The 23,389-nt window shown below is 68.4% G+C and carries 24 protein-coding genes and 1 tRNA gene; 11 read left to right on the top strand and 14 right to left on the bottom strand.

Annotated features, from left to right (window positions below; translation table 11 throughout):
- The first annotated feature begins 22 nt into the window (after window positions 1–22).
- From ACQ858_RS04000 to ACQ858_RS03980, 5 genes are all read left to right on the top strand, one after another.
- Window positions 23–1,285, top strand: coding sequence for an ABC transporter substrate-binding protein (locus tag ACQ858_RS04000; RefSeq protein ID WP_431275516.1), 1,263 nt, complete (start codon window positions 23–25; stop codon window positions 1,283–1,285).
- A gap of 71 nt (window positions 1,286–1,356) precedes the next feature.
- On the top strand, window positions 1,357–2,238 hold the full coding sequence (locus tag ACQ858_RS03995; protein ID WP_431275515.1) for a branched-chain amino acid ABC transporter permease: 882 nt from the start codon (window positions 1,357–1,359) through the stop codon (window positions 2,236–2,238).
- The gene (locus ACQ858_RS03990) at window positions 2,235–3,275 is read left to right on the top strand and encodes a branched-chain amino acid ABC transporter permease (RefSeq protein WP_431275514.1); all 1,041 of its coding nucleotides are present in this window, start codon (window positions 2,235–2,237) and stop codon (window positions 3,273–3,275) included. The genes ACQ858_RS03995 and ACQ858_RS03990 overlap by 4 nt, the downstream gene beginning before the upstream one ends.
- Complete coding sequence (locus tag ACQ858_RS03985) at window positions 3,272–3,991, top strand: ABC transporter ATP-binding protein (RefSeq protein ID WP_431275513.1); 720 nt, start codon at window positions 3,272–3,274, stop codon at window positions 3,989–3,991. Before ACQ858_RS03990 ends, ACQ858_RS03985 begins: the two co-directional genes overlap by 4 nt.
- Window positions 3,984–4,688: an ABC transporter ATP-binding protein gene (locus ACQ858_RS03980; protein ID WP_431275512.1), complete on the top strand. Its 705-nt coding sequence runs from the start codon at window positions 3,984–3,986 to the stop codon at window positions 4,686–4,688. Before ACQ858_RS03985 ends, ACQ858_RS03980 begins: the two co-directional genes overlap by 8 nt.
- 19 nt (window positions 4,689–4,707) lie before the next feature.
- Here the strand turns inward: ACQ858_RS03980 and ACQ858_RS03975 are convergent, their stop codons facing one another.
- Genes ACQ858_RS03975 through ACQ858_RS03950 form a run of 6 tightly spaced genes read right to left on the bottom strand, consistent with a single transcriptional unit; the run spans window position 4,708 to window position 11,287 of the window.
- Window positions 4,708–6,453: an acetyl/propionyl/methylcrotonyl-CoA carboxylase subunit alpha gene (locus tag ACQ858_RS03975; protein ID WP_431275511.1), complete on the bottom strand. Its 1,746-nt coding sequence runs from the start codon at window positions 6,451–6,453 to the stop codon at window positions 4,708–4,710.
- A 38-nt stretch (window positions 6,454–6,491) separates the two neighbouring features.
- A complete protein-coding gene (locus ACQ858_RS03970) occupies window positions 6,492–8,087 on the bottom strand; it encodes a 5-oxoprolinase/urea amidolyase family protein (protein WP_431275510.1) in 1,596 nt (531 codons plus the stop codon).
- Complete coding sequence (locus ACQ858_RS03965; RefSeq protein ID WP_431275509.1) at window positions 8,038–8,868, bottom strand: LamB/YcsF family protein; 831 nt, start codon at window positions 8,866–8,868, stop codon at window positions 8,038–8,040. The genes ACQ858_RS03970 and ACQ858_RS03965 overlap by 50 nt, the downstream gene beginning before the upstream one ends.
- Before the next feature lie 22 nt (window positions 8,869–8,890).
- Window positions 8,891–9,562: a pyroglutamyl-peptidase I gene (gene pcp, locus ACQ858_RS03960; RefSeq protein WP_431275508.1), complete on the bottom strand. Its 672-nt coding sequence runs from the start codon at window positions 9,560–9,562 to the stop codon at window positions 8,891–8,893.
- Window positions 9,563–9,572: 10 nt separating this feature from the next.
- A complete protein-coding gene (locus ACQ858_RS03955; RefSeq protein ID WP_431275507.1) occupies window positions 9,573–10,529 on the bottom strand; it encodes a DUF979 domain-containing protein in 957 nt (318 codons plus the stop codon).
- Window positions 10,530–10,531: 2 nt separating this feature from the next.
- The gene (locus ACQ858_RS03950; RefSeq protein ID WP_431275506.1) at window positions 10,532–11,287 is read right to left on the bottom strand and encodes a DUF969 domain-containing protein; all 756 of its coding nucleotides are present in this window, start codon (window positions 11,285–11,287) and stop codon (window positions 10,532–10,534) included.
- 296 nt (window positions 11,288–11,583) lie between these two features.
- Between ACQ858_RS03950 and ACQ858_RS03945 the strand changes: the two genes are divergently transcribed.
- Complete coding sequence (locus ACQ858_RS03945; RefSeq protein ID WP_431275505.1) at window positions 11,584–12,273, top strand: GntR family transcriptional regulator; 690 nt, start codon at window positions 11,584–11,586, stop codon at window positions 12,271–12,273.
- Window positions 12,274–12,279: 6 nt separating this feature from the next.
- Here ACQ858_RS03945 and ACQ858_RS03940 read toward each other — a convergent pair whose 3' ends face one another.
- The 6 genes from ACQ858_RS03940 to ACQ858_RS03915 all read right to left on the bottom strand — a co-directional run bounded on the left by ACQ858_RS03940 (window position 12,280) and on the right by ACQ858_RS03915 (window position 17,136).
- On the bottom strand, window positions 12,280–13,176 hold the full coding sequence (locus ACQ858_RS03940) for a plasmid replication/partition related protein (protein WP_431275504.1): 897 nt from the start codon (window positions 13,174–13,176) through the stop codon (window positions 12,280–12,282).
- 73 nt (window positions 13,177–13,249) lie between these two features.
- Window positions 13,250–13,340, bottom strand: a tRNA-Ser gene (locus ACQ858_RS03935).
- Between the two features lie 48 nt (window positions 13,341–13,388).
- Window positions 13,389–14,720: a serine--tRNA ligase gene (serS, locus tag ACQ858_RS03930; protein ID WP_431275503.1), complete on the bottom strand. Its 1,332-nt coding sequence runs from the start codon at window positions 14,718–14,720 to the stop codon at window positions 13,389–13,391.
- A gap of 36 nt (window positions 14,721–14,756) precedes the next feature.
- Window positions 14,757–15,719, bottom strand: a complete 963-nt coding sequence (locus tag ACQ858_RS03925) for a threonine/serine dehydratase (RefSeq protein ID WP_431275502.1) — start codon at window positions 15,717–15,719, stop codon at window positions 14,757–14,759.
- Window positions 15,716–16,681 (bottom strand): 4-hydroxy-3-methylbut-2-enyl diphosphate reductase, encoded by a 966-nt coding sequence (gene ispH / locus ACQ858_RS03920; protein WP_431275501.1) that lies wholly within the window; start codon window positions 16,679–16,681, stop codon window positions 15,716–15,718. Before ispH ends, ACQ858_RS03925 begins: the two co-directional genes overlap by 4 nt.
- Complete coding sequence (locus tag ACQ858_RS03915; protein WP_431275500.1) at window positions 16,678–17,136, bottom strand: FKBP-type peptidyl-prolyl cis-trans isomerase; 459 nt, start codon at window positions 17,134–17,136, stop codon at window positions 16,678–16,680. The genes ispH and ACQ858_RS03915 overlap by 4 nt, the downstream gene beginning before the upstream one ends.
- Window positions 17,137–17,201: 65 nt before the next feature.
- Here ACQ858_RS03915 and radC point away from each other — a divergent pair, with 65 nt between their 5' ends.
- The 4 genes from radC to ACQ858_RS03895 all read left to right on the top strand — a co-directional run bounded on the left by radC (window position 17,202) and on the right by ACQ858_RS03895 (window position 21,161).
- Window positions 17,202–17,879 carry a RadC family protein gene (radC, locus tag ACQ858_RS03910; RefSeq protein WP_431275499.1) on the top strand — a complete coding sequence of 226 codons (678 nt, stop codon included), beginning with the start codon at window positions 17,202–17,204 and terminating at the stop codon, window positions 17,877–17,879.
- 68 nt (window positions 17,880–17,947) lie between these two features.
- Window positions 17,948–18,619, top strand: a complete 672-nt coding sequence (locus tag ACQ858_RS03905) for a response regulator (protein ID WP_431275498.1) — start codon at window positions 17,948–17,950, stop codon at window positions 18,617–18,619.
- Window positions 18,529–20,436 (top strand): 7TM diverse intracellular signaling domain-containing protein, encoded by a 1,908-nt coding sequence (locus tag ACQ858_RS03900; protein ID WP_431275497.1) that lies wholly within the window; start codon window positions 18,529–18,531, stop codon window positions 20,434–20,436. The genes ACQ858_RS03905 and ACQ858_RS03900 overlap by 91 nt, the downstream gene beginning before the upstream one ends.
- 62 nt (window positions 20,437–20,498) lie before the next feature.
- Window positions 20,499–21,161 (top strand): Smr/MutS family protein, encoded by a 663-nt coding sequence (locus ACQ858_RS03895; protein ID WP_431275496.1) that lies wholly within the window; start codon window positions 20,499–20,501, stop codon window positions 21,159–21,161.
- A 15-nt stretch (window positions 21,162–21,176) separates the two neighbouring features.
- Here the strand turns inward: ACQ858_RS03895 and ACQ858_RS03890 are convergent, their stop codons facing one another.
- Window positions 21,177–21,596 (bottom strand): group II truncated hemoglobin, encoded by a 420-nt coding sequence (locus tag ACQ858_RS03890; protein ID WP_431275495.1) that lies wholly within the window; start codon window positions 21,594–21,596, stop codon window positions 21,177–21,179.
- Window positions 21,597–21,671: 75 nt separating this feature from the next.
- On the opposite strand from ACQ858_RS03890, the gene ACQ858_RS03885 reads away from it, so the two are divergent.
- Entirely contained in the window at window positions 21,672–22,658 is a 987-nt protein-coding gene (locus tag ACQ858_RS03885; protein ID WP_431275494.1) for an isopenicillin N synthase family dioxygenase, read from the top strand.
- On the opposite strand, the gene ACQ858_RS03880 is transcribed toward ACQ858_RS03885, so the two are convergent.
- On the bottom strand, window positions 22,655–23,344 hold the full coding sequence (locus tag ACQ858_RS03880) for an ABC transporter ATP-binding protein (protein WP_431275493.1): 690 nt from the start codon (window positions 23,342–23,344) through the stop codon (window positions 22,655–22,657). The genes ACQ858_RS03885 and ACQ858_RS03880 overlap by 4 nt on opposite strands.
- Window positions 23,345–23,389: the final 45 nt, after the last annotated feature.

The following is a 23,389-nucleotide window of genomic DNA, read 5'->3' as shown; positions in this document are numbered from 1 at the left end:
CACAACAAAGGAGACCTGCACCATGCGTTCCATTCCCCGCCTCCATCGCCGCGGCGCGATCCTCCTGGCCGCGAGCACGCTGCTCGGCGCCGGCCTTGCCCACGCCGCCGATCCGGTCAAGATCGGCTACCTGATCCCGCTGTCGGGCAGCGCCGCCGCGTCGATCGGCAAGGACATGTCGCGCGCCACGCATCTCGCGGTCAAGCACATCAACGAAGCCGGCGGCATCAAGTCGCTGGGCGGCGCACCGCTGGAGCTGGTCGAGGTCGATTCGCGCGGCGACGCCAAGGTGGCGATCACCGAGGTCGAGCGCCTGATCACGCGCGAGAAGACACCGGTTCTGCTCGGCGCCTTCCAGAGCGGCGTCACCTTCCCGGCCACCGCGGTGGCGGAGAAGAACCGCACGCCATGGGTGGTGGATCTCGCGGCCAAGGCCGACATCACCGAGCGCGGCTTCAAGTACGTGTTCCGCCCGGTGCAGGTGCCGGCGTCCGGCAATGCCGAGAGCATGGTTGACTTCGTCAGCTATGCCGGCAAGACGACCGGCAAGCCCGCGAAGACGGTGGCGATCGTCTACGAGAACACCGACTGGGGCCAGGACATGGCGAACACCCTGCGCGCGAAGTTCAAGGCCGCGGGCGTCGAGATCGTGCTCGACGAAGGCTATCCGCCCAACTCGCCGGACCTGCGCCCGCTGGTGCTGAAGATCAAGGGCAAGAAGCCGGACATCGTGACGGTGACGTCCTATGCGGCCGACGCGGTGCAGTTGCACAAGCTGCTGGCGCAGATGCGCGTGGAGGCGATGGCCTACATCGGCAGCGCGGCCGGCCAGATCGACAGCCAGTTCATCCCGCTGGTCGGCAAGGAGGCCGCGGCCAACGTGTTCACCACCAACGGGTGGGCCGGTTACGAGTCGGCCATCACCACGCCGTTCGCCAAGCGCTTCTGGGACGAGTTCGTCGCCGCCAACAAGGTCGAGCCCAATGAGCTCTCGGTCAGCGCCTACGGCGCGGTGTGGGTGATCAAGGACGCACTGGAGCGTGCCGGCAAGGCCGATCCCGAATCCATCCGCGATGCGCTCGCCAAGACCCGCATCGAGGGCACCGACCTGAACAAGCTGCTCGGCTACGACATCGTGATCGACGAGAAGGGACAGAACCCGAAGAAGCGCTACGCGATGCAGCAGATCACGCCCGAAAGCCAGTACCGCACGGTGTGGCCGGAGAACGTGGCGTCGAAGAGCTACCGCATGGCCTGGCCGATGAACGCCGCGCCGAAGCCCTGAACGCCTGCCCCACGAGCCGGTCGGCCGCGCGCAGGCGCGGCCGGCCGCTCGCTCATTCGCAAGGACCCCACGTGTCGACCACTCTTCTCCAGGCCCTGCTGAGCGGCATTGCCAGCGGCGCCGTCTACGGACTCATCGCGCTCGGGCTCAGCCTGCAGTTCGGCGTGATGAAGATCATCAATTTCGCCCATGGCTCATTCCTGATGATGGCGATGTATGTCTCGCTCGCGCTGGCCCAGCGCGCCGGACTGCACCCGCTCGTCACCGCCCCGTTCACCGCGCTGGTGCTTTTCATCGTCGGGTACGCGGTACAGCGCTGGCTGATCGACGCCATCTACCGCAAGGAAACCGCGCGCGAGCCGATCGGCGTGCTGATCTTCAGCACCGGGCTGTGGATCTTCATGGACTACGGCTTCCTGGCGCTGGTCGGGCCGGACAGCCACACCGTCGACAGCCCCTGGGCCAACGACGTGCTCATGACCGGCGACCTGATCTTCACCTACCCGCAGATCGCCGGGCTGGTGGTGGCCTGCGCGATCACCGCCGGGCTGGCGGCCTTCCTGCGCCACACCCGCACGGGGCGCGCGATCCGCGCGACCGGGCAGGACCGCGAGGCCGCGAGCGTGCTGGGCATCGACAGTGCGCGCATCTACCAGCTGTCCTTCGCGATCGGGCTGGGCGTGCTCGGCGTGGCCGGCGCGCTGCTGCTGCCGCTGTACCCGGTCAATCCCTTCGTCGGCGACATCTTCGGCCTGCGCGCCTTCGTCATCGTGGTGCTCGGCGGCATCGGCTCGGTGGCCGGGGCCTTCTGGGGCGGGATCATCGTCGGCGTGCTCGAGTCGGTGGGCAGCCAGCTGATCCCGGTGACCTATGCCGAGGCCCTGATCTTCGTGCTGTTCCTGGCGGTCATGTACTTCCGCCCGAGCGGCCTGTTTGGCGTGGAGAACGAATGAACACGCAAGTCACCTCTTCCTCTTCCGCTTCCTCGTCGAAGCCGCGCGGCGTGCTCGCCGTCCTGCTGGTGGGGGCCGCACTCGCACCGCTGGTCGGCGGCAACCAGTACCTGTTGTCCATCGCGGTCATGACACTGCTGTATGCCTACCTGGCGCTGTCCTGGAACATCCTCGGCGGCATCGCCGGGCAACTGTCGCTCGGACACGCGGCCTATTTCGGCATCGGCGCGTACACGTCCACCTGGCTCTTCGTGAACCTCGGCTGGAGCCCGTGGTTCGGGATGTGGGTCGGCGCCGCGCTGGCGATGGTCGCGGCGGTGATCGTGGGCCTGTCGTGCATGCACCTGCGCGGCGCCTACTTCGCGCTGGCGACGATCGCCACCGCGATGGTGCTCAAAACGCTGGTGGAAAACGCGGACGCGCTGCTGGGCGGCCCGCGCGGCATGGAAGTCACGCTGCTGCGCGATGCGCCGCTGCAGTTCCAGCACACCCGCAAGGAGTTCTACTACGTGGTCGCGCTGGTGTTCACCGCGGCCGCGCTGCTGGTCAATCGCGCGATCCTTCGCAGCCGCTTCGGCTACTACCTCGCGGCGGTGCGCAACGACCAGGACGCCGCGCTCGCGCTGGGCGTGCCGGTCATGCGCTACAAGCTCGCGGCGGCGATGCTCAGCGCCGGACTCACCGCCATCGGCGGCACCTTCTACGCGCAGCTCGTTCTCTACATCAGCCCGGACAAGGTCTTCGGCGCCAACCTCGGTGTGGTGATCGCGGTGGTCTGCATCATCGGCGGGCGCGGCACGCTGTGGGGGCCGCTGGTCGGCGCCCTTCTGCTGCTGCCCGGCGAGGAACTGGCGCGTGCGCTGTCCGGCGGCATGGTGGGTGTGGACATGATGCTCTACGGCCTGCTGCTGATGCTGGTCATCCGCTGGGAGCCGCGCGGCCTGTGGGCCTTGTGGCTCGGCTGGCGCGAGCGCCGGTCGTCGACGCGCGCCACCGATGCCGCGCGCCGTGCCGGCATGAAGGAGGCGACGCGATGAACCTCCTCGAATTCCGCGGCGTCGGCAAGAGCTTCGGCGGCCTTCGCGCGTCCGACGACATCAGCTTTGCGGTGCGGCCGAACGAGATCGTGGGCCTCATCGGCCCCAACGGCGCGGGCAAGACCACGCTGTTCGCGATGGCCTCCGGCTTCCTCAGGCCGACCGACGGCCAGATCTGGTTCGACGGCCGGCGCATCGACGGCCGGGACACGGCGCACATCTGCGCGGCCGGCCTGGTGCGCACCTTCCAGATCGTGAAGCCCTTCGGCGACATGACGGTGCTGGAGAACGCCATGATCGGCGCCTTCCTGCGCCATCCCCGGCGCGACGACGCCGAGAGCGCCGCGGCCGCGGTGCTGCGCCGCGTCGGGCTCGGCGGGCGTGAACAGCAGATCGCACGCACGCTCACGCTTTCCGGCCGCAAGCGGCTCGAAGTGGCGAAGGCGCTCGCGACCGGGCCGCGCCTCTTGCTGCTGGACGAGGTCATGGCCGGGCTGACCACGGTCGAGACCGGAGAGATGGTCGATCTCGTTCTGTCGCTGCGGCGCGATGGTGTCGCGGTGCTGGTCATCGAGCACAACATGAAGGCGATCATGCGGATGTCCGACCGCATCGTCGTCGTCCACCATGGCTGCAAGATCGCCGAGGGTGAACCCAACGCGGTCGCGAACGACCCGCAGGTGGTCGCCGCCTACCTGGGAGAAGCCCATGCTTGAAGTCCGACAGCTCGATGCCGGCTACGGTGACGTCCAGGTCCTGCGCGGCGTGAGCCTCGACGTGGCCGAGGGCGAGATCGTCAGCATGGTCGGCGCCAACGGCGCGGGCAAGACCACGCTGATCCGCACCGTGATGGGCACGCTCGCGCCGATGGCTGGGGAGATCCGCTTCCTGGGCGAGCGTATCGGCGGCCGCGCGGCGCACCAGATCGCGCGCCTGGGCATGGCCCAGGTGATGGAAGGACGACGCCTCTTCGGCCACATGGGCGTGGAAGACAACCTGCGTGTCGGCGGCGACCTGCTGCGCGATGCGCGACGCGCCCGCGACAACCTCGAATGGGTCTACACCCTCTTCCCTCGCCTCAAGGAACGCCGGCAGCAACTCGCCAAGTCGTTCAGCGGCGGCGAGCAGCAAATGCTCGCGATCGGCCGCGCGCTGATGACCTCGCCGCGCCTGCTGCTGCTCGACGAACCCTCGATCGGCCTCGCGCCGATCATGGTCAAGGACATCTTCGAGAAGCTGCCGCAGATCAGCGCACGAGGCATCACGATCCTGCTCGTGGAACAGGACGTGCACCGCTCGCTCAGCTTTGCGCAGCGCGGGTATGTGCTGGAGCATGGCGAGGTGGCGATGGCCGGCCCGGCGGCGGCGCTGCTGGCGGACGAGGGGCTGCGGCGCGCGTACCTGGGCGTGTGATCCGGGGGCGTGGCGAGGGCTATGCCTCCGAGCCCCCGGAAGAGATCCGCCCGATGAAGGCGCCGGCCTCCACGTAGGCGCCTGCCTCGGCACCGCGCGCCAGCCGGCCGGCGCGGTGCGCGCAGACCTGCATTTCCATCTTCATCGCTTCCATGACGGCGATGACCTCGCCCTGTGCGACTTCGGCGCCGTCCTCGCACTTCCAGGCCCGCACCGTGCCTGCGATGGGTGCGGCAACGGCGGCGGGATCGGAGGCTGGAACTCCCTCCACGGCCGGTGCCGGCGCGGTCGCGGCGGACTGCAGGCCACGCAGCAGTTCGGCGGGCAACCCCAGCGCCACGCGGCGGCCGTCGATCTCCATCGCGGTGCGATGCAGCGCGGCGGCGGGCAGCGGCTCGGGCCGGGCCGCCACAGCCAGTTCATCGGCGAAGTCGGTCTCGATCCAGCGCGTGTGCACCTTGAAACCTTCGTCGCCCCTGAAATCCGCCTGCTGCAGCACAGCGCGATGAAAAGGCAGCACCGAGGCCACGCCTTCGATGCGGAATTCCGCCAACGCGCGGCGCGCGCGGGCGATCGCCTGTTCGCGCGTAGCGCCGGTGACGATCAGCTTCGCCATGAGCGAATCGAAGGTACCCGGCACGGTCGAACCCGACGCCACGCCCGAATCCACGCGTACACCGGGACCCGACGGCGGCTCGAAAGCAATGACACGGCCCGGCGACGGCAGGAAGCCACGCCCCACATCCTCGGCATTGATGCGGAACTCGATGGCATGGCCGCGCGGCGCCGGCGTCTCCGCGATGGAGAGCGGCAGGCCATCGGCGACACGCAGCTGCTCCACCACCAGATCGAGGCCGCTGGTTTCTTCCGTCACCGGATGCTCGACCTGCAGCCGCGTGTTCACTTCGAGGAAAGAAATGGCGCCCGAGCGGCTCAGCAGGAACTCGACCGTGCCCGCGCCGACGTAACCCGCCCTGGCGCAGACGTCGCGCGCGGCACCGTGGATGCGCTCGCGCTGTTCCTCGCTGATGAAGGGCGCAGGCGCTTCTTCCATCAGCTTCTGGTTGCGCCGCTGCAGGGAGCAGTCGCGCGTGCCGAGCACGACCACGCGGCCGTGCGTGTCGGCGATCACCTGGGCCTCGATGTGCCGCGGCCGGTCGAGGAACTGCTCGACGAAGCATTCGCCGCGGCCGAAGGCGGTGACGGCCTCGCGCACCGCCGATTCGTAGAGATCGGCCACCTCGTCCATGCGCCAGGCCACCTTGAGGCCGCGCCCGCCGCCGCCGAAGGCCGCCTTGATCGCAATCGGCAGTCCGTGCTCTTCCGCGAAGGCGAGCACGTCCTGCGCGCCACTGACCGGATCGGCCGTGCCCGCGACCAGCGGGGCGCCGACCTCCAGCGCGATCTTGCGCGCCTGCACCTTGTCGCCGAGCCGCTCGATCGCCGAGGGCGGCGGGCCGATCCAGGTCAGGCCCGCATCGATGACGGCCTGCGCGAACACCGCGCTCTCCGAGAGGAAGCCGTAGCCCGGATGCACCGCGTCCGCGCCGCAGCGCGCGGCGATGGCCAGCAGCTTGTCGATGTGGAGGTAGGTGTCGGCGGGCCGGTTGCCGTCCAGGCCGTAGGCCTCGTCGGCCATGCGCGCGTGCAGCGCGTCGATGTCGGCATCGGCATAGACCGCGACCGATTTCACACCGTAGTCGGCACAGGCGCGCACGATGCGCACGGCGATCTCGCCACGGTTGGCAATGAGGACTTTCTTCATGGGCGTCAGGGCAAAAGGATGGAAATGGCGGAGCACGCTCAACGCGGCACCGCCTCGAAAGCGGCAATGGGACGGAAGCGGATGCGCGCGCCGACCGGCAGTTGTCCCGCGCGATCGAGGTGGTAGGTGGCGACCGTGGCGATCACCGGATAGCCGCCGGTCAGCGGATGGTCGGCCATGAACAGCACGGGCTGCCCGTTCGGCGGCACCTGCAGTGCACCAAGGGCTGTTCCCTCGCTGGGCAGTTCGGCGCGCGCCATGGCTTCGGTACGCACCAGCGGCTCGTCGCCCGCGAGCCGCACGCCGACCCGGTTGGATTGCGGCGTGACGGTCCAGGTCTGGCGCGCGAAGCGTTCAACGGCCTCGGGCGTGAACCAGTCGGTGCGCGGGCCCATCACGACATCGAGCGTCACGACCGCGCCGAGCGTCGGCAGATCGTTGCGCGGCAACTCGGGCTCGCCAACGACCGCGCCGACCGGCGCCGGACGGATCGGCAACACGTCGCCCGCCACGATCGGGCGCGGGCCGATGTTCGCCAGCGTGTCGGTCGCACAGCTTCCGAGCACCGGCGCGACCGCGAAGCCGCCGCGCACCGCGATGTACGAACGGATGCCCGCGCGCGGCTCGCCGAAGACCAGCGTGTCGCCATGGGTCATCGCAACCGGCGCGTGGCGCGGCACGGGCCAGCGCGCGCCGTTGACGGCGATCAGGTCGAGGGGCGCCTCCGCACCGGTGACCGCCACGACAGCTTCACCGCGACACACGAGCTGGAAGCCGCCGTAGACCGCTTCGATGCACGCCGCGTCGGCGGGATTGCCCACCAGCCGGTTGGCAGCGCGCAGCGAGGCGCGGTCCATCGCGCCGGAAGCCGAAACACCCTGCCCGGCCTGGCCGTGCCGGCCCGGATCCTGAAAAAGCGCCTGCAATCCCGTCTGGCGGACCTCCAGCGCATGAGCGCCCTCCGTCGGCCCGAAAGCCGGCGTCGATTCGGCAGGCGCGACCGCCGGCACCGCCACAGCACGCGCACCCGCATCGACGAAGCGCACGCGCTGTCCCGGCTGCAACAACGCGGGGCGTTCACGCGAAAGATCCCACATCGGCGTGGCCGTCACGCCGATGATCTGCCAGCCGCCCGGGCTCGCCTGCGGATAGACGCCGCTGAAGGTCCCGGCCAGCCCGACCGCACCTGCGGGAATGCGCGTGCGCGGCGTCGCACGGCGCGGCAGGTCGAAGCTCGGATGGCCGCCCGTGAGATAGGCGAAGCCCGGCGCGAAGCCGGTGAACGCCACCGTGTAATCGCTGCCAGTGTGGCGGCGTATGACCTCCTGGGCCGAGATGCCGAGCAGGCGCGCGACATCCTCCAGGTCTTCGCCGTCGTAAGTGACGGGAATCTCGATGCGCTCGCCGGCCTGCTCGACACGCGCATCGAGGCTGCGGCCGCCGATGCGCTCGATCAGTTCCGCACGCGGGATCGCGGCGGGGCGGAAGTTCACCAGCAGCGTGCGCGCAGCGGGCACGATCTCGCCCACGCCTGCGATCGGCTGGACCCGCAAGGACGCCAGCAGCGACAGCGTCTGGGAAAGGTCATCCAGCTCGACGAGCACGGCGTCGAGGTTGACGGGGAGGAAGCGCATCAGCCCCCTGTCCGGCAGCGGCGGGTTCGACGAACGAACGGATGGCCACGCCCTCGCGCTCGAGCAGCCCGCGCACCTCGCGCGCCATCTCGACCGCACCCGGGCTATCGCCATGCACGCAGATCGAGTCGGCCTCGATGCGCACCGTACTGCCGTCGATCGCGGTGACCACGCCCTCGCGCGCGAGGCGCAGCATGCGCGTTGCGACCTCCTGTGGGTCGTGCAGCACCGAACCCGGCTTGCGCCGCGACACCAGCGAGCCGTCGGACTCGTAGGCGCGATCGGCGAAGGCCTCCGCGACCACGCGCAGCCCCTGCGCCTGCGCCCAGCCGATGAGCGGCGAGCCCGCGAGCGCGACCAGCACGAGCCCGGCATCGATCTCGCGGATCGCGGCGATCACGTCCTGCGCCTGCCGCTCGTCCTTCGCGATGGTGTTGTAGAGCGCGCCGTGCGGCTTGACGTAGCGCACCGTCGTGCCGGCTGCCGTCGCAAGCCCCTTGAGCGCGCCGATCTGGTAGATCACATCCGCGCGCAGGTCGGCGCTCGCCACATCCATGGGGCGGCGACCGAAGCCCGCGAGGTCCGGATAGGCCACGTGCGCGCCCACGGTGACGCCGTTCTCCCGGGCGCGGCGCAGCGTCTGCAGGATGCCGGCCGGATCGCCCGCATGAAAGCCGCATGCCACGTTGGCGCTGCTCACGATGCCGAGCATGGCGGCATCGTCGCCCATGCGCCGGGCACCGAAGCTCTCGCCGAGATCGCTGTTCAGGTCGATGTTCATTGCTGGGTTTCCTGTCTCGAGTTCAATGCAGTTGGCCGCCGGTCTCCCGCACGTCCTGCCGCACGGTGAGCGCCGTGCGCAGCAGCGTGCGCAGCCCCTCGACCTGCGTGGCCAGCGCCATGCTGGGCACGCCGGCCAGACGGGCCGCCTGCTCCGGCAGGCACGGCAGATGGACGAAGCCGCCGCGCGCCGAGGCCAGTTCGGGTCGCGTCGCGAGCCGGTGCATCAGCGCGAAGAAGACGTGGTTGCAGACGAAGGTGCCCGCCGTGTTCGACACCGACGCCGGCACGCCCGCCGCGCGCATGTCGCGCACGATGGCCTTGATCGGCAAGGTCGAGAAGTAGGCGGCCGGCGCCCCCGCGATCACCGGCTGGTCGATGGGCTGGCCGCCCGCGTTGTCCGCGATGCGCGCATCGTCGACGTTGATCGCCACGCGCTCGGGCGTGATCTCCAGGCGCGTGCCGGCGAGGCCGAGCGCCACCACGAGCGTCGGCCGGCACTCGGCCAACGCGCCATCGAGCACCTCGATCGCGCGGCCGAACGCACAGGGCAATTGAACAGCCTGCGCCTCGGCACCCTCGCACACCCACCCGTCGAGCGCACGGGCGACCTCCCACGAGGGATTGACCGTGTCGCGCTCGAAGGGCTCGAAGCCGGTGACCAGAATGCGGCGGTCCGATTCGCGTCGTGTCATGACGGGCCTTTCAACGGAACATCAGGAAGTTCAGCAGGAAAACGTTCACCGTGAGCAGCACCAGCGCCGTCGGCACCTGCACGCGGATCACCGCATTCTTGTCCGGCAGCTCCAGCAATGCAGCGGGCACGATGTTGAAGTTCGCCGCCATCGGCGTCATCAGCGTGCCGCAGTAGCCCGACAGCATGCCGACCGCGGCCATCACCGCCGGATCGCCGTGGAACACGCCCACCAGCACCGGCACGCCCACGCCGCCCGTCATCACCGGGAAGGCCGCGAAGCCGTTGCCCATGATGACGGTGAAGAGCGCCATGCCGACCACGTACACCGCCACCGCGAAGAAGCGCACGTCCATGTTGATGTAGCTGGTGGTGATGTAAGCCACCGCCTTGCCCACGCCCGCGTCGGAGAACACCAGGCCGAGCATGCCGAGCATCTGCGGCAGCACCAGCGCCCAGCCGAGCGCATCGGTCAGGCGGCGCGACTCGCGGATGCCCTGCGCAGGCGTCTCGCGGGTCAGCCAGCAGGCCAGCGCCAGCGCCACGACGCAGCCGATGCCGAGACTCACCAGCGTGGTGTTCTTCGGATCGAGCAGCGGCACGCTGGCGATCTTGAGATGGCTGGCCGAGAGCGTGCCGATCATCGTCAGCAGCGGAATCGCCAGCGCGGGAACGAAGAGCTTGTTGCCCAGCCGCTTGGCGCTGGCCGCGTACTCGGCCACCGAGCGCGCGGCATGATGGCCCACGCCGACACCGCCGAAGCCGGCGATCAGCGCCATGGCGATCGCGCCGACGCCGACCCACACGGGCGGCAATTGGTCGCCGACGAGGAACACCACCGCGTACAGCCCCCAGAACAGCGCGCTGGAATAGCGCCTGGGATGCCGGCGGTCCGCCAGCGTCATCGCGGCGGTGAGCGCGAGGATCGCGCCGACGAGATAGTAGAGATGGGCGATGGACAGCACCATGGTCACGCTCCTGCCTTGCTCGCGACGGGTCCCGCGCCGGCGGATTCGGACGATTCGCCGGAGGCGGGCCCGTTCGCCAACTCGACTGCCAGCGCCTTGTCCAGCCGACGCAGGCGCCATGCATGGATGACGAAGGCCGAAATCGCCGTCGGAATGCCCCACAACGCGACGCGGATCGGCTCGACCTCGATGCCGGCTTCGCGCAGGAAAGTCGTCATCAGCACGATCGCGCCGAAAGCCACGAACATGTCCTCACCGAAAAACAGGCCCACGTTGTCGGTGGCCGCCGAATAGGCACGCAGCTTGTGACGCACCTTCTCCGGCAGCTTGCCGTAACGCGCTTCCGTTGCGCCCTCGGCCATCGGCGCCAGCAGCGGGCGCACCATCTGCGGATGGCCGCCGAGGCTGGTCAGCCCCACGGCCGCCGTCAACTGGCGCGCGCCCAGATAAACGATGAGCAGGCGGCCGGCGGTCGCCGACTTGATGCGGCTGATCCAGTTCTGCGCATGCTGGCGCAGCCCGTGCCGCTCCAGCAGGCCGATCACGGTCAGCGGCAGCAGGATGATGAGCGGCAGATTGCGCGTCTTCACGAAGCCGGTGCCGATGGTCGCGAGGATCTTCTGCAGCGGAAAGCCGGCCGCGAAGGCCGTCACGATCGCCGTGACGATCACGACCAGCATCGGATTGAACCGCAGGACGAAGCCCGCAATGATGACGGCCACTCCGATGAGTGGCCACAGATGAACGTCACTGACCATAGGTCGCTCCTTGGAGTCATCGGTGAAAAGTGGAAGGGAACGGCGCTCGATGGTCGCAAGACGCGTGCCAATCGATCAACCATGAGCGCCATCAAATAGAACCAAAACCACCGTTTTGTTGAACAATTTAATATTGTTGTCGCACCAGTTTGATATTTTCATTGGTGCAAACACCTACGATGCACCGATGATGGGCAGACTCTGATTGGATGATTCCCCGGGGAAGGTGGAGCATTCACCCTCAGCACGCGGCCGATCTGCTACAAATCGTCCGCCACCCCAACCACCATTCACCGATGACGCGACCCGCACCCACCTCCCCTCCTCCCGTCACATTGAGCGAGCGCGTGGCCGAGCAGTTGCGGCGGATGATCACGCAGGGCGAGCTATCGCCGGGACAGCGGCTTTCCGAGCAGGCGCTCAGCGAAAGCCTGGACATCTCGCGCAATACCCTGCGGGAAGTCTTCCGGGTGCTGACGAAGGATGGCCTGCTCAAGCACGCACCGAACCGGGGCGTCTTCGTCGCCGTGCCGAGCATCGCGTCGATCATCGACATCTACCGCGTGCGCCGGCTGATCGAATGCCAGGCGCTGCGGGAGGCGTATCCGCGCCATCCCGCGAAGGCGCGCATGCGCCAGGCCGTCGAATCGGGCCTGCGCCACCGGGCCGCTTCGGACTGGCTGGGCGTCGGCACGGACAACATGGCCTTCCACATGGGCATCGTCGAACTGGCCGACAGCGAGCGGCTCAACCAGCTTTTCGCGCAGGTGCTGGCGGAACTTCGACTGGCGTTTGGCTTGCTGCGGGACCCCGAATTCCTGCATGCACCCTACGTCGACATGAACCAGAAGATCCTCGAACTGGCCGAGGCGGGCGAATTCGGCAAGGCGGCGACGGAGCTCAACGAGTACCTGGTGCACTCGGAACGCCTCGTGCTCGCGGCTTATGCGCGGCGGATCGAGGCCGAGGGCCTGAACGGCATCTGAGCCAGGCTAGAACGGCGCATCGGCATCCGTCTCGCCGTTCACCGGATCGGGCTGGGCGGCGCTGGCGGCCGGTGCACCCTTCGCGAGCAGCGCCAGGACCTGCTTGCGCAGCGCGGCATTCTCGGCGGTCAGCTTGGCGTTCTCCGCGCGCAGTTCGCTCACTTGCCGACGCAGCACGGCTGCGCCGTCATCATCGCCGCCTGTCTCCGGCGCATCGGATTGCGCCGCCGCATCCATCTCGCGCGCCGGCTTGCGCCGTGCCTCGCGCACGCGCTTGGCCGCCTGCTTGAGCTCGTCCTTGCCGGCCACCGCGGCCGCAACCTGCTCCTCGGCCGGCAAGCTGGCCACCGCGGCCGCGGCGTTGAGCGAGAGCGTTCCGGATTTCACCGCAGCCACCACTTCCGGCGCAGCGCTTCGCTGGATCTTCTCGATCATCACGACCTGGTTGCTGCGCAGTCGCGCGGCGCGGGCCACGGCTTCCCGGGTCTGCAGGGCGTCCTCGGCAGCCGACGTTTCGACCGGCGTCGCATGGACGGCCTCGCCCGAAGGCTCGGCGGGCGTCTCATCGCGCCGGGCCCGCCGCGCCGCCACGATCTCGCGCTTGCGCAGGGCCAGCACGCCGCGCTGGAAGTCGGAGATGCTTCGCCGCCCCAGGTGCTGGTCGATCATCCAGAGGTGGACATCCTCGATCGACTTGAAGCGCGTGTTCTGCACGGTCTGGAACGGCAGGCCGTGCTTGCGGCAGATCGCGTAGCGGTTGTGGCCATCCACCAGCACATCGCCCCACAGCACCAGGGCATCGCGGCAACCCTCGGCCAGCAGGCTGCGCTCCAGCGCCTCGAATTCCTCCGCCGTCAAGGGATCGATATAGGCCTTGAGTTCCTCGTTGACGACGACGTCCATGGGTAGCGGTGCGATGTTGGGAAAAGAAGCGGATAGAAAGCAAAAACGCCCCGAATGGGGCGTTTTGCAGTTCTGGAGGAGAGGGAGGGATTCGAACCCTCGGTGGGCTATGAACCCACGCCTGATTTCGAGTCAGGTACATTAGACCACTCTGCCACCTCTCCGGTGTTGGTCGAGCCCGCGATTCTAGCAGAGCTTCGGCCGGTTCTTCGTCACGGGCGCAAAACTTCGAGGCCGCCAAGGTACGGACGAAGCGCCTGAGGCACGTTGATCGACCCGTCTTCGTTCTGGTGGTTTTCGAGCACCGCGACCAGCGTCCGCCCCACCGCCAGGCCCGAGCCATTGAGCGTGTGCACCAGTTCGTTCTTGCCCTGCGCATTCTTGAAGCGCGCCTGCAGCCGACGTGCCTGGAAGGCCTCGCAGTTCGATACCGAGCTGATCTCGCGATAGGTGTCCTGTGCCGGCAACCACACTTCGAGGTCGTAGGTCTTGCTCGATCCGAACCCCATGTCGCCGGTGCTGAGCAGCACGACGCGATAGGGCAGTTCGAGCGCCTGCAACACCGCCTCGGCGTGACCCACCATGGTTTCGAGCGCTTCATAGCTCTTCTCGGGATGCGTGATCTGCACCATCTCGACCTTGTCGAACTGGTGCTGCCGGATCATGCCGCGCGTGTCGCGGCCTGCGCTGCCCGCCTCCGAGCGGAAGCACGGCGTGTGCGCGGTCAGGCGGATCGGCAGTTGCGCCTCGGGCACCACCTCGTCGCGCACGAAGTTCGTGAGCGGCACTTCGCTTGTCGGGATGAGATAGAGCGCCTGCAGGTCCGGTGCGGCCTCGCCTTCCTGACCGCCCTTCTTCGCGGCGAACAGGTCGCCCTCGAACTTGGGCAACTGGCCCGTGCCGCGCAGCGTCTCGGCGTTGACGATGTACGGCACGTAGCACTCGGTATAGCCGTGCTGCTGCGTCTGCAGGTCGATCATGAACTGCGACAGCGCGCGATGCAGGCGCGCGATCGGTCCCTTCATCACGTTGAAGCGCGAGCCCGAGAGCTTCGCGCCCGTCTCGAAATCCAGCCCCAGCGGCGTGCCGAGGTCGACGTGGTCCTTGGCCGCGAACGCCAGCGGCTCGGCCGAACCGCCCGCACCGCCCCTGGGGCTCCAGCGGCGGATTTCGACATTGGCCTGCTCGTCCTCGCCGACCGGCACGCTTGCGTGCGGCAGATTGGGCACCGCGAGCAGCAGCGCATGCAGCTCGGGCTGGAGTTCGTCGAGCCGGGTGGCCGACGACTCCTGCTCGGCCTTGAGCGCGTTGACTTCGGCCATCAGCGCATCGACCGACTCGCCCTTCGCCTTCAGCGGCCCGATCTGCTTGTTGAGGGCGTTGCGCCGCGCCTGCAATTCCTCGGTGCGGGTCTGCAGGGTCTTGCGTTCGGCCTCGAGCGAACTGAACCCGGCGACGTCGAGGTAGGGCTGGTTCTTCTTGCGGGTTTCGAGGCGCGCAACGACCGAGGCGAGGTCCCTGCGTAACAGTGTGATATCGAGCATTGCGCGATTTTAGGTGCGGCCTGAAGGGCCGGCCCTTCAGGCCAGCGTGGCAGGGTCCACGTTGGCTCCGCAGACGATGAGGCAGACCTTCTCGCCGCCCTGCGGCGCATAGGCGCCGCTCTGCAATGCGGCCAGCGGCAGCGCGGCCGCCGGCTCGACGGCAAGCTTCAGCTCCTTCCACAGCCAGAGCTGGGCGGCGCGGATCGCGTCGTCGGACAGCACCAGCGCATCCGATACATGGCGCTGCGTGATCTCCCAGGCGATGCTTCCGATGCGTCGCGCACCGAGCGAGTCGGCCGCGATGCCGCCGACTTCGACGTCCACCGGCTCAGCGGCCTCGCGCGCCTTGAACAAGGTCGGCGCCCGTTCGGGTTCGAGCGCCACGACGCGCGCCCGCTGTTCGAACCACGCGGCCAGGCCGCCGATCAGACCACCGCCGCCGACGCTGACGAGCACCGAATCCGGCACGCCGCCTTGGCGTTCGATCTCGAGTCCCAGCGTACCGGCGCCCGCGACCACTTCGGGCTGGTCATAGGCGTGGGTCAGCAACGCTCCCGTCTCGCGCTGCCGCTCGAGGCAGGCAGCCAGCGCATCGGCGTACGCATCGCCACCGACCACCACCTGAGCACCCAGCGAACGAAGCCGCGCACGCTTGGCCTCGGACGACACGTTCGGCAGGAAGACTTCGCAATGCACCCCGAGCGCCTGCGCCGCAGCCGCCGTCGCGATGCCGGCGTTGCCGCCCGAGGCGACGATCACGCCGCTCGCCGGGATCTCGTTGGCCAGCAGCCGGTTCATCATGCCGCGCGCCTTGAAGCTGCCGCTGATCTGAAGCTGCTCGAGCTTCAACCAGACTTCGACATGGCGAGCCGCAAGGCCCAGCGCCGCGCCCTGAAGCTTCCAGAGCGGCGTCTCGCGCAGGAATCCGGGCGCACGTTCACGCGCACGCCTCGACGCCGCCTCGATGTCCCCGCGCCAGTCGACCGCGCCGCCCGTCACGAGATATGTCCCGGCGCCGGCACGTCGTCGAGCTTGAGGCCCTTCGGCAGCGGGAATTTGAGCGTTTCCTGGATGCCGTCCATCTTGCGCACCGACACGGCGCCGAGCGCCTTGATGCGATCGGTCACCTCCCGCACCAGCACCTCGGGCGCCGAAGCGCCTGCGGTCAGGCCGACGCGCGTCTTGCCCTCGAACCACTCGGGCTTGAGCTCGGCGGCCGAATCGACCATGTGGCTCTCGGTGCCCAGGCGCTGCGCCAGCTCGCGCAGGCGGTTGCTGTTGGAACTGGTCGGGCTGCCGACCACGATCACCAGATCGACCTGCGGGCTCAGGAGCTTCACCGCGTCCTGCCGGTTCTGCGTCGCGTAGCAGATGTCCTGCTGCTTGGGCTCGCGCACCTTCGGAAAACGCGCACGCACGGCGGCGGAGATCTCGGCGGCATCGTCCACCGACAGCGTCGTCTGCGTGACGACCGCCAGCTTCTCCGTCTGCGAAGGCGCCACGCGCCCGACGTCTTCCACGTCCTCCACGAGATGGATGCCGCTGGAGAGCTGCCCCATCGTGCCTTCGACTTCCGGATGGCCCTTGTGGCCGATCATGATGAACTCGTAGCCTTCCTTGGCGAGCTTCGCGACCTCGACGTGGACCTTGGTCACGAGCGGGCAAGTCGCGTCGAAGACATCGAATCCGCGCTCGCGCGCCTCGGCCTGCACCGCCTTGCTGACGCCGTGCGCGCTGAACACCAGCGTCGCGCCCGGCGGCACTTCGGCGAGGTCCTCGATGAAGATCGCGCCCTTGGCCTTGAGCTCGTTGACCACATAGGTGTTGTGCACGATCTCGTGACGCACGTAGATCGGCGCACCGAACTTCGCGATCGCGCGCTCGACGATCTCGATCGCGCGATCGACGCCCGCGCAGAAGCCGCGCGGCTCGGCCAGGATGACTTCCTGGATCCTGCTCACAGCACACCGATCAGCTTGACCTCGAAGGTCACCGGCTGACCTGCGAGCGGATGGTTGAAATCGAAGCGCACCGCGGTCTCGTTCGACTCGATCACCGCGCCGGCGTAGCTGCCGGTGCCGTCCGGCGTCGGGAACTGCACCACGTCGCCGACCGCGTACTGCTCGTCCGGGTCGCCCATCTGCGCGAGCAGCTTGCGCGCGACCCATTGCTGCATGTCGGGATTGCGCTCGCCGAAAGCCGCGCCGGCCGGCAGCTCGAAGGTGGTGTGCGTGCCCTCTTCCAGGCCGATCAGCCGCTGCTCGACCGCAGGCGAAAGCTCGCCGGTGCCCAGCGACAGCGTGGCGGGCTTGTCGTTGAAGGTGTTGATGATGTCGCCCGCAGGACCGGCAAGGCGGTAGTGCAGGGTGAGAAAGGAACCGGCCGTGACGACGGCGGGCTGAGTGGTCGAGGACAAGGTGGGAGGCCGCTATAGACTGAGGAGCGTATTTTAGGGAGAGGGGCCAGAACCCCGTAGAAGCCATGTCATTCAAGGACCTGATTGCACAATCGCGGCCGCGCGAGAAGCTCATGGATTTCGGCCCCGGCGCGCTGGCCGACGCGGAGCTGGTGGCCCTGCTGCTGCGCACCGGCATTCGCGGAAAGAACGTGCTGCAGCTCGCAGAGGAACTGCTGGAGGCCTTCGGCGGCCTTCACGGCCTCCTGCACGCGGAGCTCGATGACCTCAAGCGCATCAAGGGCCTGGGAGGCACCGCCAAGCGCGCCGAGCTTGCCGCCGTCCTCGAACTCGCGCGTCGCGCCATGGCCGAGGGGCTCAAGGAGAGCCCCGTCTTCGACTCGCCCGAGGCCGTGAAGCAGTACCTGCAGCTTCACCTGTCCGCCAGGCCGCACGAGGTGTTCGCGGCGCTTTTCCTGGACGCGAGGCACCGCCTGATCGCCATGGAAGAGCTTTTCCGCGGCACCCTCACGCAAACCAGCGTCTACCCGCGCGAGGTGGTCGCCCGGTCCCTGCACCATCGCGCCGCCGCGGTGGTGCTGGCCCACAACCACCCGAGCGGCTGCACGGAGCCTTCGCGCGCCGACGAGCTCCTGACCCAGACACTCAAGAACGCCCTGGCAGTCATCGATGTCCGCGTGCTCGACCACATGGTCGTCGGCCGCGGGCACACGCTCTCGATGGCTGAACGCGGTCTGATCTGAGCGCCGGCCTGGGCTTCAGCGGCTGCAACGACAATGCGCGATTCACCCATGACCAGCCGGAACGCACCGTGGAAGACATCCTGATCGTCGACGACGACCACGCCGTCCGCGCGCGCCTGGAGCGCGTGGCCGCCGCGGCTGCGCCCCGCGCCCGCTGCGCGATGGCCGGATCGCTGGCCGAGGCGCGCGAACGGCTCGCCAGCGCGAAGTACGACCTCGCCCTGCTCGACGTCGGCCTGCCCGACGGCAGCGGGCTCGAACTGCTGCCGTGGATGCAGGCGCATGCACCCGGGGTCGACGCGGTGGTCGTCTCCAGCCTCGGCGACGATGCCACCGTGCTGCAGGCGATCCGTGGCGGCGCGGTGGGCTACCTGCTGAAGAACGGCAGCGACACCGAACTCGAGCTCTCCCTGGGCAGCATGCAGCGCGGCGGCGCACCGATCGACCCCGTGATCGCCCGACGCATCCTCAAGCTCGTGGCCGCACCGCAGCCGGCGTCATCCGCCCTTGCTACCATCACCCAAGCGCCGGTTCCGGCGGCAACCGCCGAACTGAGCGAACGCGAGATGGACGTGCTGCGACTGGTCGCACAGGGCCACAGCAATCGCGAGATCGCTCAAAGCCTGACCCTGTCGATCAACACCGTCGAATGCCACGCCAAGAACATCTACCGCAAGCTCGCTGTGCGGTCGCGTGCCGGTGCCGTGTACAGCGCGCGGGCGCAGGGTCTGCTGCCCTGATCTTCCCGGCCGGCGCGCTCTTTGCGTGGCTCGCCCTCCTCGCTTTCCTGCTCGTCCCGTCGACAGCCGCCGCAGAGACGCCAAGGCTGCAGGCCGAGGCCGCACGCTCCGCATGGGACGCCGCATCGCCGCCCACGGAAGGCTGGACGCCGGTGACGCTGCCCGACGGCTGGACCGCCCGCTGGCCCGGCTTCGACGGCGTCGTCTGGTATCGCCTGCGATGGGACGAACCCGCCGACGTGGCCCCGCCTCGGCCCGTCGGCCTCATGATCGAATACATCAACATGGCCGGTGCGGTGTACCTGAACGGGAGCCTGATCGACAGCGACAGCAGTCTGGTCGAGCCGCTCTCGCGTTCGTGGAACCTGCCGCGCTACTGGACATTCGATGCGCCGCTGCTGCGCCCCGGTGCGAACGAGCTGCTGGTGCGCGTCTCGGGCCTCGCGCCCTACCAGCCGTCGCTCGGCGCCGTGACGATCGGCGAGCCACACTCGGTGCACGCGCTGTACCGCGAGGCCGACTTCACGCGGCGCGCGATGCAGATGCTCGACATCGGCCTCACGCTGGGCATGGGGGTGCTGTACGGCATGTTCTGGCTCTTCCGCCGCAAGGAAGTGCCGTATGGCTGGTTCGGCCTGTTCTCGCTGCTGTGGGTGCTTTACTCGTACAACTACGTCGCGGTCAGCCCGTGGCCCTTCGGCAGCACCGAGGCTTTCCAGCGGTTCAATCACCTGGCGATGTTCGCGAGCGTTGGCGCCTTCCTGATGTTCGCGCTGGCCTACTGCGAGATCACGCACAAGGCGGCACATCGCGCGGCGCTCGCCTTCACCGCCGCCGGTCTCGCGACGCTGCTGCTCTCGCCGTCGTCGGTGCAGGAGCCACTGCGCAATGCCACGGTGCTCGTGACGCTGGCGACCTTCTTCGGCAGCATTGCGCTGATCATGCGCAATGCCATCCGGTCGCGGCGCACCGAGGCGGCGGTCCTCTCGCTCTGTCTGCTGATCCCGGTGGCCACCGGCGTGCACGACACGCTGGTGTTCCTCGAATGGCTGCCCGGCGGCCTCTACTACGCCACGATGTCGGCCAGCGCGACGATGCTGGGCATCGCGTTCACGCTGACGTGGCGCATGGTCAAGAGCATGCGGCTGGTCGAGAACTTCAACGTCGAGCTCCAGCAGCGCGTCGCACAGGCCACCCGCGAACTCGCCGAAGGCCTGCGCCGCCAGCACGATGCGGAGCTGGAGCAGACCCGCCTCGCCGAGCGTCTGAGCCTGGTGCGCGACCTGCACGACGGCCTGGGCATGACCCTGAGCAGCCACATCAACACGCTCGGCAATCGAGAGGATGCGCAGGACGGCATCGCGCTGTGGGCGCTGCGCGAGGTCAACGACGACCTGCGCCTGATCATCGAAAGCGCCACCTTCGATGAGGCCGACGACCTCGCGGAACGCCTGGCGCCGCTGCGCCATCGCTGCACGCGGCTGCTGGAGGCGGCGGACATCGAATGCCGCTGGACGCTCGAAGGACTGCGGGGCTGCCGGCTGGGCGGCAAGCGCGGGCTCGACTTCCTGCGCGTGGTGCAGGAAGCGCTCGCCAACGTGATCAAGCACAGCGGCGCCACGCAGGTGAGCATCCGCATCGAAGCCCGTCAGGGGAGCTGGTTTTGTCGATCCGCGACAATGGCCGTGGCTTTGCGAACGAATCGACCGCACCTGCCGGCGCGCTCGCCGGCATGGGCCTCGGCAACATGCAGGTGCGCGCAACGCGCCTCGGCGGCACGCTGGAGATCCAGTCCGGCGCCACGGGCACGGCGCTGATGCTGCGATGCCCGATCGACGTCAGCTTGGCCGTCTGACTCATTTCCCCCGCCCCGCACGCAATGTCCGCCAAACCCAGGAACCTCAAGAGCCTCGCCGACCTCAAGGACGTGCAACGCTCGCTGGCCGAGCGCCGCGAACGCGAAGCCGCCGAAGCGGTCGCCCACGCAGCAGCCGAGAAAAAGCGCGCGGCCGAGCAGGATCTCTTCGCGCGCGCCATCGGCGCCACCCAGCCCTTGCGCCGCAAGGCCGCGGTGCATCTCGCGCCCGAGCCGCCCGCGCCGCTTCCGGTGCAGCAGCAACTCGACGAACAGCGCGTTCTGCGCGAATCGCTGTCCGACGAATTCGACGTCAGCACGCTGCTCGACGCCGACGACGCGATGAGCTTCCGCCGCCCCGGCATCAACACCGACGTGACGCGCAAGCTTCGCGCGGGCGAGTGGTCCATCCAGCGCCAGATCGATCTGCACGGCATGCGCACCGACGAGGCGCGCGAGGCGCTCGGCGCCTTCATCCGAGATGCATACAAGCAGGGCCTGCGCTGCGTGCGCGTGGTGCACGGCAAGGGCCTGGGCTCGCCCGGGCGGCAGCCGGTGCTCAAGGCCAAGGTGCAGCGCTGGCTGATTCAGAAGAACGAGACGCTGGCGTTCGTGCAGGCCAAACCGGCCGAAGGCGGCGCGGGTGCGCTCGTGGTGCTGCTGGCGCCGTCGCGCCGGAACATGTAGCGCCGGCCTCGGCCGCTACCCGTTGCGGTTGCGCATCCAATCGGCCGTCTGGAAGAACGACTCGCGCAGCCGGGCGCGCAGCGCCTCGGGCACGCCGGTCTCGCCCATCGCCTGGTCCATGCAGGCGAGCCACTCGTCGCGCTCCTTGATCCCGATGGTGTGGCCGCCGATGCTCTGCGGCAGATGCCGCGCGCGCAGCATCGGGTGGCCGAAGCGGTCGGTGTAGTGCTGCGGGCCGCCGAGCCAGCCGCACAGGAACCAGAAGAGCCGCTGGCGCGCGTTGTCCAGCGACGTGCCGTGCACTGCGCGCAAGCGCGTGTAGGCAGGCTCCAGGTCCATCAGATCGTAGAAGCGCTCCACCAGCGCGTGGACTTTTTCTTCGCCACCGATCCATTCGAAGGGGGTGTCGAAGGGCGGCTTTTCCTGAATTTGCATGGACCACATTGTCCCAAGGACTTGCGGCACCATGGCGGGATGCGAGATTTACCCCCTCCTTCTTTTGACGATGCTTTGCCGGTCATCAATGTTTCCGGGCTCGCCACCGGCGGTGCGGCGCGTGACGACGTGGCGGCACGGATCGGCGCCGCTTGCCGCGCACACGGCTTCTTCTACGTGACCGGCCACGGCGTCGATCCGGCACTCGTGAAGCGGCTCGAAGACCTGAGCCATCGGTTCTTCGGGCAAGACGAGGCGACGAAGATGCGCTGGCGGATGGCGCTGGGCGGCCGGGCCTGGCGCGGCTACTTTCCTCTCGGGGGCGAGCTGACCTCGGGCCGCCCGGACTGGAAGGAAGGCCTCTACCTCGGCACCGAACTGCCCGAGGACCATCCGCTGGTGCGCGCCCGCACCCCGGTGCACGGGCCGAATCTGTTTCCGGAGATCGACGGGCTGCGCGAAACCATCCTCGCCTACATGGATGCGGTCACGCGCCTCGGCCACCGGTTGATGGAAGGCATCGCGCTCAGCCTCGGGTTGCCGGCCGACTACTTCGCGAGCCGGTACACCGCGGACCCGCTGATCCTGTTCCGGATCTTCAACTACCCGACGCAACCGGTGCCCGAGGGCATGGACGTGCACTGGGGCGTCGGCGAGCACACCGACTACGGCCTGCTCACGATCCTGCACCAGGACGACGTCGGCGGCCTGCAGGTGCGCACACCGGAAGGCTGGATCGAGGCGCCGCCCGTCGCGGGCTCGTTCGTCTGCAACATCGGCGACATGCTCGACCGCATGACCGGCGGCCTCTATAAATCGACGCCGCACCGCGTGACGCGCAACACCTCGGGGCGCGACCGGCTGTCGTTTCCGCTCTTCTTCGACCCGCATTTCGAAGCGCGCGTGCGGCGCATCGAGGGGCTCGCGGGTGCGGATGCACTCGATGACAGCGCCGCGCGCTGGGACCGGGCGAACGTGCACGCCTTCAACGGCAAGTACGGCGACTACCTGCTCGCGAAGGTGTCGAAGGTGTTTCCGCAGCTTCGGGATGAGGTGCTTTAGCCGGGGCTTGTTCGCCGGGCGCACATCACGACTTCAAAGGTGTCGAGAGGCAAAGCGGCAGCTCGATCGAAGCAGCAAGCGGGACCGAATCGATCCTCGCGGCGCTTGCGACAACGATGGCGCGGCCAGTGCAGCACGGCGAGGTCGGCGAGTGCGCGCCACAGGAAGCGGATCGAAGCGGCGTCGAGCCCGCCCGTCGGTTCATCGAGCAGCGCAAGTGCGCGCCCCGAAGCAAGCGCGGCCGCCAGCCAGACCTTGCGCTTCGACCCGGTCGAAAGCATGTACATCGGCTTGCCGAGATGCGGGGCCAGGGAGAACCCCTCGATGCAGGTTCGCCACCTGGCCTCGCTGAAGCCCGCATCGCCGGCGTTGAGCAACGCCGTGCATTCGACCGCCGTGATCTTGTCAAACGTATCGGTCTCCGGGTCGCACAAGAAGACGTTTCTTTGATAGGCCTCAGGCTCGCGGTCAAGGCGTGCACCTGCAAGGCTCAGCCGGCCCTCGGCGGGCAGCTCGCCCGCCATCAAACGGAGAAGCGTCGACTTTCCGCTGCCGGTGTCGCCATACAGCAGCGTGACCCCGGCGCCGACGGATACGCTCCATCCAACCGCGAGCGCCGGCTGGCCAGGGTGCCCGAAATACAAGTCCTTGATGTCGAGAATGGGGGCGGATGCTGTGAGGTTCATGTCGTGACCCTACAGCAACGGCGCGCGAGGGGTTCCCAATCCTTG

This window comes from Variovorax ureilyticus (genome assembly GCF_050632185.1).
GTDB lineage: Bacteria > Pseudomonadota > Gammaproteobacteria > Burkholderiales > Burkholderiaceae_C > Variovorax > Variovorax ureilyticus_A.
Note: the sequence above shows the minus strand (reverse complement) of the source record. Positions and strands in the feature narration are given on the sequence as shown.